The sequence below is a fragment of the Streptomyces sp. NPDC005775 genome (genome assembly GCF_042871565.1).
GTDB lineage: Bacteria > Actinomycetota > Actinomycetes > Streptomycetales > Streptomycetaceae > Streptomyces.
In genome coordinates, this window is the sequence record NZ_JBIAIU010000005.1 from 367,600 (window position 1) to 380,977 (window position 13,378).

At 69.7% G+C, this 13,378-nt stretch carries 12 protein-coding genes and 1 pseudogene; 5 read left to right on the forward strand and 8 right to left on the reverse strand.

What is annotated here, in order from left to right; all coding sequences use genetic code 11:
- Positions 1-148 precede the first annotated feature (148 nt).
- From ACFYPA_RS15150 to ACFYPA_RS15160, 3 genes and pseudogenes are all read right to left on the reverse strand, one after another.
- Positions 149-1,276 (reverse strand): annotated as a pseudogene (locus tag ACFYPA_RS15150) (serine hydrolase domain-containing protein); the annotation flags it as partial.
- 199 nt (positions 1,277-1,475) lie between these two features.
- On the reverse strand, positions 1,476-2,159 hold the full coding sequence (locus ACFYPA_RS15155; RefSeq protein ID WP_389132065.1) for a DUF4232 domain-containing protein: 684 nt from the start codon (positions 2,157-2,159) through the stop codon (positions 1,476-1,478).
- Positions 2,160-2,459: 300 nt separating this feature from the next.
- Positions 2,460-3,800, reverse strand: a complete 1,341-nt coding sequence (locus ACFYPA_RS15160) for a S41 family peptidase (protein ID WP_389132149.1) — start codon at positions 3,798-3,800, stop codon at positions 2,460-2,462.
- Positions 3,801-4,198: 398 nt separating this feature from the next.
- Between ACFYPA_RS15160 and ACFYPA_RS15165 the strand changes: the two genes are divergently transcribed.
- The gene (locus tag ACFYPA_RS15165; RefSeq protein ID WP_389132068.1) at positions 4,199-5,350 is read left to right on the forward strand and encodes a tyrosinase family protein; all 1,152 of its coding nucleotides are present in this window, start codon (positions 4,199-4,201) and stop codon (positions 5,348-5,350) included.
- Between the two features lie 82 nt (positions 5,351-5,432).
- On the opposite strand, the gene ACFYPA_RS15170 is transcribed toward ACFYPA_RS15165, so the two are convergent.
- The gene (locus ACFYPA_RS15170) at positions 5,433-5,618 is read right to left on the reverse strand and encodes a DUF397 domain-containing protein (RefSeq protein WP_359082518.1); all 186 of its coding nucleotides are present in this window, start codon (positions 5,616-5,618) and stop codon (positions 5,433-5,435) included.
- A 5-nt stretch (positions 5,619-5,623) separates the two neighbouring features.
- Positions 5,624-6,505, reverse strand: a complete 882-nt coding sequence (locus ACFYPA_RS15175) for a helix-turn-helix domain-containing protein (protein WP_389132071.1) — start codon at positions 6,503-6,505, stop codon at positions 5,624-5,626.
- Positions 6,506-6,730: 225 nt separating this feature from the next.
- On the opposite strand from ACFYPA_RS15175, the gene ACFYPA_RS15180 reads away from it, so the two are divergent.
- On the forward strand, positions 6,731-7,231 hold the full coding sequence (locus ACFYPA_RS15180; protein WP_389132074.1) for an ATP-binding protein: 501 nt from the start codon (positions 6,731-6,733) through the stop codon (positions 7,229-7,231).
- On the opposite strand, the gene ACFYPA_RS15185 is transcribed toward ACFYPA_RS15180, so the two are convergent.
- Genes ACFYPA_RS15185 through pdhA form a run of 3 tightly spaced genes read right to left on the reverse strand, consistent with a single transcriptional unit; the run spans position 7,218 to position 10,787 of the window.
- Positions 7,218-8,630 (reverse strand): dihydrolipoamide acetyltransferase family protein, encoded by a 1,413-nt coding sequence (locus ACFYPA_RS15185; RefSeq protein WP_389132076.1) that lies wholly within the window; start codon positions 8,628-8,630, stop codon positions 7,218-7,220. The genes ACFYPA_RS15180 and ACFYPA_RS15185 overlap by 14 nt on opposite strands.
- Before the next feature lie 10 nt (positions 8,631-8,640).
- Entirely contained in the window at positions 8,641-9,621 is a 981-nt protein-coding gene (locus ACFYPA_RS15190) for an alpha-ketoacid dehydrogenase subunit beta (protein ID WP_359082522.1), read from the reverse strand.
- 2 nt (positions 9,622-9,623) lie between these two features.
- Positions 9,624-10,787, reverse strand: a complete 1,164-nt coding sequence (pdhA, locus tag ACFYPA_RS15195; RefSeq protein WP_359082523.1) for a pyruvate dehydrogenase (acetyl-transferring) E1 component subunit alpha — start codon at positions 10,785-10,787, stop codon at positions 9,624-9,626.
- 339 nt (positions 10,788-11,126) lie between these two features.
- Between pdhA and ACFYPA_RS15200 the strand changes: the two genes are divergently transcribed.
- The 3 genes from ACFYPA_RS15200 to ACFYPA_RS15210 all read left to right on the forward strand — a co-directional run bounded on the left by ACFYPA_RS15200 (position 11,127) and on the right by ACFYPA_RS15210 (position 13,377).
- Positions 11,127-11,786, forward strand: coding sequence for a response regulator transcription factor (locus tag ACFYPA_RS15200; protein WP_359082524.1), 660 nt, complete (start codon positions 11,127-11,129; stop codon positions 11,784-11,786).
- 103 nt (positions 11,787-11,889) lie between these two features.
- Positions 11,890-12,318 (forward strand): pyridoxamine 5'-phosphate oxidase family protein, encoded by a 429-nt coding sequence (locus tag ACFYPA_RS15205; RefSeq protein ID WP_359082525.1) that lies wholly within the window; start codon positions 11,890-11,892, stop codon positions 12,316-12,318.
- A gap of 63 nt (positions 12,319-12,381) precedes the next feature.
- Positions 12,382-13,377, forward strand: coding sequence for a phosphotransferase (locus ACFYPA_RS15210; protein WP_359082707.1), 996 nt, complete (start codon positions 12,382-12,384; stop codon positions 13,375-13,377).
- The last annotated feature ends 1 nt before the right edge of the window (position 13,378 follow it).

Sequence of the window (13,378 nt, forward strand, 5' to 3'; positions counted from 1 at the left end):
GGGTGATCCCGACAACGCGGCGAGCAATGGGGCCTCCCCTGCTCGAGCGAAGCCGAGAGCTCGGGGAAGTGCCAGGCGTCGCCGGACAGCCGGGGCTTTCGAAACACGCCCTAGGTCCTGTCCGGGACCTCTGCCGCGCGGAGGCCCCGCACAGTTCGTGGTCCACGAGGGCCCTCATCGCTTGCTGCGTGTCCGGGCCGCCGTCACTCGTGGCGTACACCACGGCAGTCCTCGACCCGTCGCGGGTGACGCCGGCCCAGGTGCGATACCCGAGCAGTTCGCCCGGGTGACCGAAGTACGAGCCGCCGCAGGTCAACGGGATCTCGCCCAGCCCGAGTCCGTACCGCACGCCCAGTTCGGGCGCGGGCACGGTGGCCGTCATCTCGTCCAGCTCCGCCGGTTCCAGCAGGCGTCCGCCGAGCAACGCGGTGTAGAACCGGCTCAGGTCGCGCGTGGTGCTGATGACCGCGCCGGATCCGACCGCCATGCTCGCGTTGAGCGCCGTGACGTCGATGGCGGCGCCTGTGCCTGCTCCGAAGGCGGTGTAGGACCGGGCGTGGGGGCCGGGGATGAACGGCGAGGCGCCGGGCGTGCTGGTACCGCTCAGGCCCAGCGGCCGAATGATCCGGTTCTCCACCTCCCGGCCCCAACTCCGGCCGGTCACCTCGCGGATGATCATCGCGGCGAGGATGTAGTTGGTGTTGGAGTACGACCACGCGGCTTCGGCCGGCACATCCTCCGAGCGCCGCATCGCCAGGCCCGCCAGCTCCTCCGGGGCGTACGTACGGAATCGCTCGGCCCGATACCCGTCTGCGCTGTTCAATGAGGCGATCTGCGGCAGGACTTCGGGTATTCCGCTGGTGTGCTGCAGCAGTTGACGCACGGTGATGAGTTCGCCGGCTCCCACGACCCCTGGCAACCACCGCTCGACGGTGTCCTCCAGGGACATGCGCCCCTCGCCGACGAGTTGCAGCACGACCGTGGCGGTGAACGTCTTGGTGGCACTGCCGATCCGGAACCGTCCGTCCCGAGGCATCGGCTTCCGGGTGCCCCTCTCGGCGACCCCGGCGCGCGCGGCGGCCCGTGTGCCCGGTGACGTCACCTCGGCGGCCACCCCCACGACGCCGGTGTCGCGGATCGCGTCCACCTGCCGTTGGAGCGGATCGGTGAGCCGCGTGGTGGCCTCAGCCGTCAGACCGCCCGATGCGGCGAGGAGGAGAGCGGCCAGGCCGGTCAGGACGAGCAGTCGTCGCCGGCGCGTTCGTAAGACCTGCATGAGGGGCCCCGTTTCTGCCCTCGGCCCGCGGCCCTTCAGTGCCCGGATCAGAGGGTCGCGCCCATCCCACCAGGGAAGAGACGGCCGGCCCATCCTGCCTGCCCCCGTCTCCGGGAGGCGCTGCCGTCAAGGCAGACCCGGGGGTTACCCCTGCGGAGCGACCTGGGGACGGCCTCCCGACCGTGCCGAACCCGCCGGATCAGCCGCCCTGCCCGGCGCTCCCGATCGGGCCCACCAGCACCGAGGAGCCGGAACCGTCCGTGACGGGCAGCGAGTCCTTGCCCGGCCAGTCGAGGGTGACCGACTTCGTCTCGTTCGGCGGGGTCACCACGAGCCCCGTGATGCGGACGCCGGAGCCACCCGATTCATTGAGCGGGTAGCTGACGTAGAAGTCGATCTCCTTGCCGTTCTTGAGGACGTACGGGTCACCGGGCTCGCCCTTGCGCGTGGCGGAGATGTCCCCCGCGTTGGTCTTCAGGTCGACACCCGCGAACCCGGAGATCACGCAGTCGGCGCCGCTGGTGTTCGTCAGCCCCACCGCGATGTTGCCATCGGGGTCGCCCTCGATGAAGGTGTCCTGTGCCGTGATCTTCAGCCCGTCGGTGGTGCACTTGCCACCCTTGGCATCGGAGCCGGACCCGCTTCCGCCGGAGGCCGAGCCGCCGGAGGCCGACCCGGCGGAGTCCGGAGCGGCGGACTCCTTGCCACCGCCCTGGTCCGAACCGTTCGCGTCCGAGCCACCGCCGGAGGAGGACGTGGCGGAGGCGGACGACCCGGACGACGGGTCGGCCTGCCCCACGGCGTCGTCGTCGCTCTGGCAGGCCGTGAGCGAGAGGCCCGCGGCAACGACCAGGGCTGCGAAGGTGAGCTTGCGAGCGCGCATGGTTTCGTCCTCAGCATCGGTGGAACAGGACCGGCCGCTCCGTACGGGTCCGGTACGAGCGAGCGTTACTGATCACCATGACCGGCAGGCCCGCCGCACCGTTCCGACGAACCACCGGCTAGGACATGCCTGTTACACGCACCGACTGCCGAAGCACCCCTGAGCCCCGGATACGCCGGACCGGAACACCCCGTCAGGCCTGCCGGGAGGGCACTTCCCGCCCGGGCTCCGCACCCGTTCGGGGCCGCAGCCCGCTGGGACAGAGCCGTAACCCAACACACCGGATGAGGACGTGGCGTCTCACGACGACTTCTGCTCCCGGAGCACCGCGACCGCCGCGTCGAAGGCCGAGTCACGGTCAGTCGCGAACTCCTCCTCGGTGAAGACCGGGGTACGGATGTGGGGCGGGATGCCCGCGCCGTCGAAGGTCCCTCCCCTGCGGTTGAGGAACTCCTCGTTCGGAAGCCAGACCGCCATGCCGTTGGGCAGGGTGCGGTCCAGGGTGTCGGAGAAGACGCCCTGTGTGTTCTCCCCGATGCGGACGGTCCGGCCGGGCCGGTCGATGAGGGCCTGGGTGAACGTCTCGCCCGCGCTGAACGTCGTCGCAGCCGTCAGTACGGCGACCGGGCCGCCGTAGCGGGGGACGCCGCGAGCGGGCTTCACAGGCACGGGCTGCGGCCGGGTGTACTGGGTGCGCTTGCGGTAGGCCACGTACGAGGAGTCGGTCAGGCGCTCGGCGAGGTGCAGGCCGAGGGCGTCGGACCCGCCCCCGTTGATCCGCAGGTCGATGACGAGGCCGGTGAGCGAAGCCGTGCGCCGGACGGTGAACACGGTGTCCAGCGTCTTGTCGAGCTCGGCCAGTTCTGCGGCGTAGTCGTGCCCTTCCTCGCTGCTGTAGCCGGCGAACCCGGAGAGCCGTAGATAGCCCTGCCCGCCGGGCAGATCCGCGTAGCTGATCCGCCCGTTCGCGAACTCCCGCAGCGGCTCGCCGCCGAGGTCGCTCCGCACGATGTAGTCCTTGACCTTGGTGTCCAGATCGCCGCCGATCACGGCCGTACCGGGACGGACCTGGGAGAAGCGCCGTTCACCGTCGAAGACGGTGACGTGCGCGTCGTACAGCGGCTTCACCATCTCGCTGAAGAGGGTGAAGAGTTCGTCCCTGGACGTGCCGGCGTGCACCTTCGGCCGGTACGTGTCCCGTACGGCATGCCAGTCGACGCCCTTGGCGGCGAAGAACGGGTAGTTCTCCTCGAAGGACTCCCAGAAGACGTCGAACGCCGTCACCGGGTCGTCCGTGGACGTGGGCTGCTCGCAGGCTGCCGGAAGCCTGTCGAGCCGCCGCAGTTCCCGGTACCCGGCCGAACCGGACAACCGCAACGACCCTGACGCCCGTACGGTGAGGAGCGTCCCGTCGCCGGACCTGTACACACCCGGTGCCGTCTGCTGCGCGGACTCGCCCGTGACGCAGCCCAGCGCGGTGGTCTGGTACTCCTGAAGTCGCCCGTGCGCGATCGACAGGACGGTGCCGTAGCCGTTGACGCGCCAGACACCGTCGACGGCGGGCCGTGGAGCCGCGGCGGCGGGGACGATCGCCCCACCGGCAAGGGCCAGTGTCACGAGCGCGGTTGCCGTCTTGGAAATCCCGTGTCGCAAGGTGTTCCTCTCCCCGTACGCGATCTGCGTCAGGGCATCGACGATCGCCGACCGGGCGCCGGGGGAACATCCGGTGGGCCGGTGGATCAGAAGGGGGATAGCCACCCCCCTCGCCGCCCTCGACGAGGCCCACATCTCGCCCATGTCCTCCGAAACCAGGAGCGCTGCGTACGCCGGAGCGCGCAGCCCTCCGCGTGGTTGCACCCCAGCCCGCCCCCGCCGGGCCGGACGTGTCATCCGAACGGACTAACCCGGGTGGCGAGCGGCATGGCGTGACTCAACGTAGACCTCAAGGAGAGTTCACCGACCAGCCCTGACGAGAGGGGTGTTCGCCCGTGAATCAATCCGCGAACGATGGCCCGCGCGTGCGCAGGAACCAGGCATGGATGTGGCCGCAAGAGAAAGCCCGGTACTCCCAAGCGGTCCTGTCGAGCAAACGACTGGGCTTCTACGACTGGTACATCGACGAGCACTCCCGGCTCGGGCCCTGGGGACACGGAGGTCCCAGCTTCCTGCCGTGGCACCGGCAGTTCATCCGGCAGTTCGAACTGCAACTGCGCGCCCTCGACTCGGGCGTCACCCTGCCGTACTGGGACTGGACCGTCGACCAGGGCATCGAGGGATCCACCCTGTGGAGCGAGTACTTCATGGGTGGCACCGGCAGAATGGGCGACAACCAGGTCCTGAACGGGCCGTTCACGTACGCCAACGGGAACGGGTGGGTCTGCCGTGACGTCGACAGGCCGTACCTGCGTCGCCAGCTGGGCGGGTTCAACAACACCGTCAAGCTCCCCACGGAGGACGACGTCAAAGCCTGCCTGGCGCAGGTGCCGTACGACCAGGCACCGTGGGACAGCACCGACCATCCCAGTTTCCGCAACTACCTGGAGGGCGGAATCGGTCCGGGCATCCACAACCTGGTGCACGGCTGGGTCAGCGGGAACATGGGCGACGTGCTCAGCGCGCCCAACGACCCGGTGTTCTTCCTGCACCACGCCAACGTCGACCGCATCTGGACCGTGTGGCAGAAGCAGCACCCCAACGCCTACGCCCCCGTCTCCGGCGGCCCACCCGGCCAGAACCAGCCCGACGTCATGCATCCGTGGGAGCAACTGTCAGTACGGATCAGCTCCGTGCTGGACCACACGGCGCTGGGCTACGTCTACGACATCGAGGAGCCGACGGCCCAGGGCAACGGCATGCTACCCGGAGACGTCCTCCGCCCGCGGGACAGGATCTACTCCCCGAACGGCGCCTACGCGCTGGTCTACGAGGAGCTCGGCGGCCGTCTGACGCTGTACGACAACGTCAACGGCAACAGGCTTCTGTGGCAGGTCCCGCAGAACCCGACGAGCCTGGGGAAGGTCATCATGGACCCGGACGGCAGCCTGATCGTCTACGACGCCACCGGTGTCGTCTGGTCCAGCAACACCCCGCACCAGCCCGGCAACCGGATGTACCTGTCGATGACGGGGCAGGTCCAGATCTACAACATGGCCCAGAAGCTCGTGCCCTGGGCAGCACCGGAACCGGCCTGACCGCCGACCCCTGGCTCCTCGCTCGCTGCACCGCGCGCCCTTGGGGCCGGTGCCCTGTCCGGCACGGTCCGCCGGACAGGGCTCACGCCCGGCGCAGCCCGGCCCGGAAGGCGTCCCATGCGGCGGGGGCGAGCCGGATGAGGGGGCCGTCGAGCTGCTTGGAGTCGCGCACGACGACGGTGCCGGGGATGTTGCGGGCTACCTCGACACATTCCTGGCCGGCGTTGCCTCCGCTGTAGCTGGACTTGACGAACACATACGCGGGCACGCGGTCTACATCTCCTTGAGGATTCCGTCGATCAGTGCGACCGAGTTGCGCTGAGCGAGCGCAAGGCGCGTCATGCGATCGAAGATCCTGTCGTGACGCTCGGCATCAGTATCGCTCTCCAACCAGAGGGTGGTCGAGGTGGTATCCATGTGGACCACATCGAGCGCTCCTGGCTCGGCGAACGACACGATGGTGAAGGCGCTGGTCATGCCCGGGTGCGCGCCCACCAAGTACGGCATGACCTGAAGCTTCACGTTCGGGCGCCGGGCCATGTCCAGCAGGTGACCGAGCTGCTGCCTCATCACCTCACGCCCTCCGACCAGTTGGCGGAGCGCTCCCTCGTGTACGAGAGCCCACAGCTCCAGCGGTCGGTCGCCGGTCAGACGCGCCTGCCGGGCCATCCGGGACTCGACGAAGGGCTCGATCTCGTCGGGGTCGTCCCACGAACCGTTCCCCACAGCGAGCGCCCGCGCGTAGTCAGGCGTCTGGAGCAGGCCGGGCACGATGGCGAGTTGCCAGGTACGAAGGCCGGTGGCGATGTCCTCCAACGCCACGTACTCGACCATCGATCGCAGCCCCGGGTACTGGTTCCACCAGCCGCTCGCCTTGCGGCGTTCACGGTCGGCCTTGGCAAGGGCCAACAGTCTGCCGACCACCACGTCATCCGTCTCGCCGTAGAGGTGACAGAGGGCCCTGACGTCGGGATCCCGCATCGGGACGAGTCCCCGTTCGATCTTCGCCACCTTGGCAATTGACGCCGTCAGCGCCTCCGCAGCGTGCGACTGGCGCAGGGAGCGCGCCTCACGCAGCCGCAGCAGTTCACCGCCAAGGCGGCGTCCGAGCACGGTGGATACCGTCCGCCCGCGATCCGGGCTGTTACCTGCCACAGCCGACTCCCTCCCAGTCAATCGCCTCAGTCTGGAGCTCCGGTCCATCGAACACCAACTAGGGCAGAGAATTCTCTGCCCGAATCACTTGCTGCCCACAACAGCGGTCCGCTACTTTCAGTGGCACGTCGATCACTGAGCGACAACGAGCCGGCGGAAGTGCACCGCCCTGCCCCCGCGCAGGTGCGACATCGCCACCGCCCGTACCAACGGAGGCACGCCACCATGACCGCAGCCCAAGAAGGCCCGGCCCCAGAACCCGAGTCGGAACTCCCACTCCACGAGGACCGCCTCGACTACACCCCCACCGCCCGTAGCGTGACCCTCTGCCGCCGACGCGCCGCGCGACTGATCACCGAGTGGGGGCACCCGGACCGCGCCGGCGAAGCCGCCCTTCTCGTCAGCGAGTTGGCGACCAACGCCATACTGCACGGCTGCATGCGGGGTCGCCTCTTCCGCGTCCACCTCACCCTCACCGCGGCCATCCTCCGCATCGAGGTCACCGACCCCCGTGGCGAACGGCTGCCCGGGCCGCGCGTGGCGGGCGCCGACGACTGCTACGGGCGCGGGCTCCTCATCGTCGCCCAGCTCGCCGACCGCTGGGGCGTCGAGCCGCGCACCGTCGGAAAGACCGTCTTCGCCGAACTCACCCTCCGGCCCCCGGACATGCCGATGGGCCCGCACGAACTCCGCGCGGGCCCAACTCGCACACCTACGCCCAGGTGATCAGCCGCTTCGGCTGCTCCAGGATCGCGGCGACGTCCGCCAGGACCTTGGAGCCGAGCTCGCCGTCGACCAGGCGGTGGTCGAACGAGAGCGCGAGGGTGGTCACCTGGCGCGGCTTCACCTTGCCCTTGTGGACCCAGGGCTGGAGCTTGATCGCGCCGACCGCGAGGATCGCGGACTCGCCCGGGTTCAGGATCGGCGTGCCCGTGTCGACGCCGAAGACGCCGACGTTGGTGATGGTCACCGTGCCGCCCGCCATCGCGGCGGGGGACGTCTTGCCCTCGCGGGCCGTGGAGACCAGCTCGCCCAGGGACGCGGCCAGCTGCGGCAGCGTCTGCTCGTGCGCGTCCTTGATGTTCGGCACGATCAGTCCGCGCGGGGTGGCGGCGGCGATGCCCAGGTTGACGTAGTGCTTCTGCACGATCTCCTGGTTCGCCTCGTCCCAGGCGGCGTTGACCTCGGGGTTCCGCTTGATCGCGACGAGGAGGGCCTTGGCGATGATCAGGAGCGGGTTGACCCGCACCCCCGCCATGTCCTTGTCCTCCTTGAGCTCCGCCACGAGCTTCATCGTGCGCGTCACGTCGACGGTCACGAACTCGGTGACGTGCGGCGCCGTGAACGCGCTGCCCACCATCGCCTGCGCGATGGCCTTCCGTACGCCCTTGACGGGGATACGGGTCTCACGCGCACCCGACGCCACAGGGGCCGGTGCGGCCGGGGCCGCGACCGGGGTCTCGGTCTGCACCGGCGCGGCGGGAGCGGGCGTCGGCGTCGCCGCCGCGTGCACGTCCTCGCGGGTGATGACACCGCCCTCGCCGGTCGGGGTGACCGTCGCCAGGTCGATACCCAGGTCCTTGGCGAGCTTGCGGACCGGCGGCTTGGCGAGCGGGCGGGCCTCGGGGACGGCGGCGGGGCCGTGGCCGTTCATCTCGCCCTGGATCGCGGCGGACGCGGCGGCGGGGGCCGCCTCCGTGCCCTTGCGGGCGCGCCGCTTGGTCGAGGACTCGGCCACGCCGTAGCCGACCAGGACGGGCGTACGGCCCTTCGGCGCCTCGCCGTCCGGCTCGGCGGCGGGCGCGGGCTCGGGCGCGGGCTCGGCGGCCGCGGGGGCGTCGTCGCCGGAACCCGGCGCCACGTCCACCGCGATGATCACCTGGCCGACGTCGACGGTCGTGCCCTCGGGGAAGCGCAGCTCGTGCACCACGCCGTCGAACGGGATCGGCAGCTCGACGGCGGCCTTCGCCGTCTCGACCTCGCAGACGACCTGGCCGTCGGTGACGGTGTCGCCCGGCTGGACGAACCACTTGAGGATCTCGGCCTCGGTCAGTCCCTCGCCCACGTCGGGCATCTTGAACTCACGGAAGCGAGCAGCGTTGGAAGTGTCGGTCATCGTTGTCACGTCCCCGTCCTCAGTACGCCAGCGAGCGGTCGACGGCGTCGAGCACACGGTCGAGACCCGGCAGGTACTCGTCCTCGAGCCGCGCCGGCGGGTACGGGACGTGGTAGCCGCCGACCCTCAGCACGGGCGCCTCCAGGTGGTAGAAGCACCGCTCCGTGATGCGAGCGGCGATCTCCGCGCCGGAGCCGTAGAACACCGGCGCCTCGTGGACCACGACCAGGCGGCGGGTCTTCTCGACCGAGGCCTGGATGGCGTCGAAGTCGATCGGGGACATCGAGCGCAGGTCCACGACCTCGATCGACTTGCCCTCCTCCTGGGCGGCCGCGGCGGCCTCCAGGCAGACCTTCACCATCGGGCCGTACGCGACGAGCGTGAGGTCCGTGCCGGTGCGGGGGACGGACGCCCGGTGCAGCTGTCCCGGGATGGACTCGGTGTCGAGTTCGCCCTTGTCCCAGTAGCGGCGCTTCGGCTCGAAGAAGATGACCGGGTCGTCGCTCTGGACGGCCTGCTGCATCATCCAGTAGGCGTCCGACGCGTTGGACGGCGAGACGACCTTCAGCCCCGCGACGTGCGCGAACAGGGCCTCGGGCGACTCGCTGTGGTGCTCCACGGCGCCGATGCCGCCACCGTACGGAATCCGCACGACGACCGGCAGCTTGATCTTGCCGAGCGAGCGGGCGTGCATCTTCGCGAGTTGCGTGACGATCTGGTCGTACGCGGGGAAGACGAAGCCGTCGAACTGGATCTCCACGACCGGCCGGTAGCCGCGCAGCGCGAGGCCGATCGCCGTGCCGACGATGCCGGACTCGGCGAGCGGGGTGTCGATCACCCGGTCCTCACCGAAGTCCTTCTGGAGCCCGTCGGTGATCCGGAAGACCCCGCCCAGCTTGCCGACGTCCTCACCCATGATGAGGACCTTGGGGTCGGTGTCGAGGGCCTTGCGCAGCGACTCGTTGAGCGCCTTCGCGATGGACATCTTTTCCATGGCCATGGCTACTTGCCCTCCTCGGCGAACGATGCCTGGTACGCGGCGAACTGGGCGCGCTCCTCGTCGACGAGCGCGCTCCCGTCGGCGTAGGCGTGGTCGAAGATCGCCATCCGGTCGGGCTGCGGCATGGACCGTACCGCTTCGCGGACCCGCTTGCCGAGGGTCTCGCTCTCCTCGTCGAGCGCGGTGAAGAACGCCTCGTCGGCGACGCCCTCGTTCTCCAGGTACGTGCGCAGGCGCAGGATCGGGTCCTTGGCCTCCCAGGACGCGGTCTCCTCGTCGGCCCGGTACTTCGTCGGGTCGTCGGAGGTGGTGTGCGCGCCCATCCGGTAGGTGAACGCCTCCACGAGGGTGGGGCCTTCGCCGCGACGGGCCCGCTCCAGAGCGGACCTGGTGACGGCCAGGCAGGCCAGGACGTCATTGCCGTCGACCCGGACGCCGGGGAAGCCGAAGCCCTGGGCACGCTGGTAGAGCGGCACCCGGGTCTGCTTCTCGGTCGGCTCGGAGATCGCCCACTGGTTGTTCTGGCAGAAGAACACGACGGGGGCGTTGTACACCGCGGAGAAGGTGAATGCTTCCGCGACGTCGCCCTGGCTGGAGGCGCCGTCACCGAAGTACGCGATCACGGCCGAGTCCGCGCCGTCCTTGGCCACGCCCATGGCGTAACCGGTGGCGTGCAGGGTCTGCGAGCCGATGACGATCGTGTACAGGTGGAAGTTGTTGGTGTTCGGGTCCCAGCCGCCGTGGTTCACACCACGGAACATCCCGAGCAGATTAGTCGGGTCGACGCCGCGGCACCAGGCGACGCCGTGTTCGCGGTAGGTCGGGAAGACGTAGTCGTCGTCCCGCAGGGCCCGGCCGGAGCCGATCTGTGCGGCCTCCTGGCCGAGCAGCGAAGCCCACAGGCCCAGCTCGCCCTGACGCTGCAGCGCGGTGGCCTCGGCGTCGAACCGGCGGGTCAGGACCATGTCCCGGTACAGACCGCGCAGCTCGTCCGCGGTCAGGTCGATCGAGTAGTCCGGGTGCTCGATGCGCTCGCCCTCGGGCGTCAGCAGCTGTACGAGCTCGGGTCCGGAACTCTGTGATGTCTTCGCGGGCGTCTTCGCGGCGCTGGTCCGCTTGCTGCTGCGTCGCGGTTTACGCGCGGCAGCAGTGCTCTCCACGGTCACGTGCGTGCTCCTCCGTCGGTCCGGCCCCCGGGGTCTGCCGGGAGACCAGTGCGGCTCGCCTGTGTCCGTACCCGTGCACGGGGTGGGTGCCGCTCGGTCCGGGAACAGGCGTGACAGGTGCCCCGGCGAGCGCCCTGTCAAAGGCACGTTACCCAGTGCTTCGCATAACTGCGAAACCCTTCCTGACCTGCGATTTTGCTTGGATATCCAAGTAAATCGAGGAATTCGGGAACTCTCGCTGGTCACAGCACTGGTAACAGCCTTGCAGGCCGCCGGAACAACGGCACGTTATCCCGCCGGACAGCGGCAGGGAAGAGGGGAGTGTGTGAGACTGCGTTTGTGCGCAAAGAAGGAAAAATCACTGTTTTTCTGCTGGATGACCACGAAGTCGTCCGCCGCGGAGTCCATGAGCTGCTCTCGTCCGAGGACGACATCGAAGTGGTCGGCGAGGCCGGTACGGCCGCGGACGCGCTGGTACGCATCCCGGCGACCCGGCCCGATGTGGCCGTCCTCGACGTACGGCTGCCGGACGGCAGCGGGGTGGAGGTCTGCCGCGAGATCCGTTCCCAGGACGAGTCCATCAACTGCCTGATGCTGACGTCGTACGCCGACGACGAGGCACTTTTCGACGCGATCATGGCGGGCGCCTCCGGATATGTCCTCAAGGCGATTCGCGGCAATGAACTGCTGAACGCCGTACGGGACGTGGCGGCCGGGAAATCGCTGCTCGATCCGGTTGCCACGGCCCGGGTGCTGGAGCGGCTGCGCGACGGGAAGAAGGGCCGGGGCGAGGACAAACTCACCGGCCTCACCGACCAGGAGCGCAAGATCCTGGATCTGATCGGGGAGGGGCTGACGAACCGGGTGATCGGTGAGCGCCTCCACCTCGCCGAGAAGACGATCAAGAACTACGTCTCCAGCCTGCTCTCCAAACTGGGCATGGAGCGACGCTCGCAGGCCGCCGCGTACGTGGCCCGGCTCCAGGCCGAGAGGCGCTGACCAGCGGGCGGGCGCGGCGGAACTCCGGACAGGACCTAGGTCCCGGTGGACCCGGGGCGGTGGCCTCTTATTCCGTCCACATCGGTGACGGACAGTGGAGGGCATGTCCTCCGAGGAACTCCACGCGATCCAACTGCTCGGCCGCGTCCCCTACGGCCGGCTGGCGACGACCAAGCGGGCCCTTCCGATCCTGACGGTGGCCCGGCACATCGTCACCGACGGACGCGTCGTCCTGCGCATGCACGGCGGCCTGGGCTACCACGACGCCTGCGACGGCGCGGTCGTGGCCTACGGGGCGGACAACTACAACGCCGCCACCTCGGCGGGCAGTCGCGACCTGTGGTCCGTGCAGTTCACCGGGCCCGCGCGGATCATCGAACCCACCTGCGCCCAGCGCGAACTCCTCGGCCCGGCCCCGATCGAGGTCAACGGGGAACCCTTCGCGCCGGCCTACCTCCGGCTCGACCCGCACTTCGTCACTGTGCACACTCTGGACTTCCACGCAACTCCGCAGATCCGCAACGCAGCGTGATCTAACATCTGTCGAGTGCCGCGCTCATCTGTGTCATTTCCCCCTGTTCCCCCGGTCGGCGACCTGCTGCGCCGCTACCCGGACGCCGGTGAGCCCCTCACCTGCGAGCCCCTCGACCAGGGCCTCCTCAACCACGGATACCGGGTGTCCACCACCCGCGGCTCCTACTTCCTCAAACATCACCTGGACGACTCCACCGGCGACCGCGCCACGATCGTCCGACAGCACCGGGCCACCCAGCGGCTCCAGTCACTCGGAGTGCCCGTCGCACCGCCGGTCGTGGACAGCGACGGCGACACCGTCACCGAGATCGGCGGCCGCTGCTACGCCCTGCACCCCTGGGTCGAGGGGCTGCACCGGGCAGGCGCCCAGCTCACCCTCGCCCAGTCGCTGCGTCTCGGGGCGCTGCTCGGAGCCGTACACACAGGTCTTGAGCAGGTGATGGACGCGGGCGCCGGGGCCGGGGCGGGGGTGCGGTCCGGCCATGCGAGCCGCGATCCCGCCGACACCTTCGCGGTGATCGACGGGCTGCTGGCCGCGGCGCGCGGCCGCCGGCCCCGGGACTCCTTCGACGAACTGGCCGAGCACCGGCTCCTGGAGCGGCGCACCCTGCTGGAACAGCACGCGGACCGCCGGCCTCCCGCCCCGGACGGTCCCGCGACCGGCTGGGTCCACGGCGACTTCCACCCGCTGAACGTCCTCTACCGGGGCGCCGAGCCGGTCGCGATCCTCGACTGGGACCGGCTGGGGGTGCAGCCGCGCGCGGAGGAGGCGGTGCGGGCCGCCGCGATCTTCTTCGTGAAGCCCGTCGGGGAACTGGAGCTGGGGAAGGTGCGAGCCTACGCGCGGGCCTACCGGCGGGCGGCCGGGGCGGGGGCGGACGAACTGGCCGCGGCGGTGCACCGGGTGTGGTGGGAGCGGCTCAACGACTTCTGGATACTGCACTGGCGCTACTGCCTGAACGACCGCAGGGCCGACCCGCAGTTCCCTGCGGTATCGGCCCTGGCGGTCTGGTGGACCCGCGAGTACGAGGCGGTGCGCGACGCGTTCACGGGGTGAG

Excerpts from the sequence above, each read along its gene's own strand:
- ACFYPA_RS15190 (WP_359082522.1), bottom strand. The coding sequence starts at position 9,621 with ATGGCCATGGAAAAGATGTCCATCGCGAAGGCGCTCAACGAGTCGCTG.
- ACFYPA_RS15165 (WP_389132068.1), top strand. The coding sequence starts at position 4,199 with ATGTGGCCGCAAGAGAAAGCCCGGTACTCCCAAGCGGTCCTGTCGAGC.
- ACFYPA_RS15205 (WP_359082525.1), top strand. The coding sequence starts at position 11,890 with ATGTCCTCCGAGGAACTCCACGCGATCCAACTGCTCGGCCGCGTCCCC.
- ACFYPA_RS15180 (WP_389132074.1), top strand. The coding sequence starts at position 6,731 with ATGACCGCAGCCCAAGAAGGCCCGGCCCCAGAACCCGAGTCGGAACTC.
- ACFYPA_RS15155 (WP_389132065.1), bottom strand. The coding sequence starts at position 2,159 with ATGCGCGCTCGCAAGCTCACCTTCGCAGCCCTGGTCGTTGCCGCGGGC.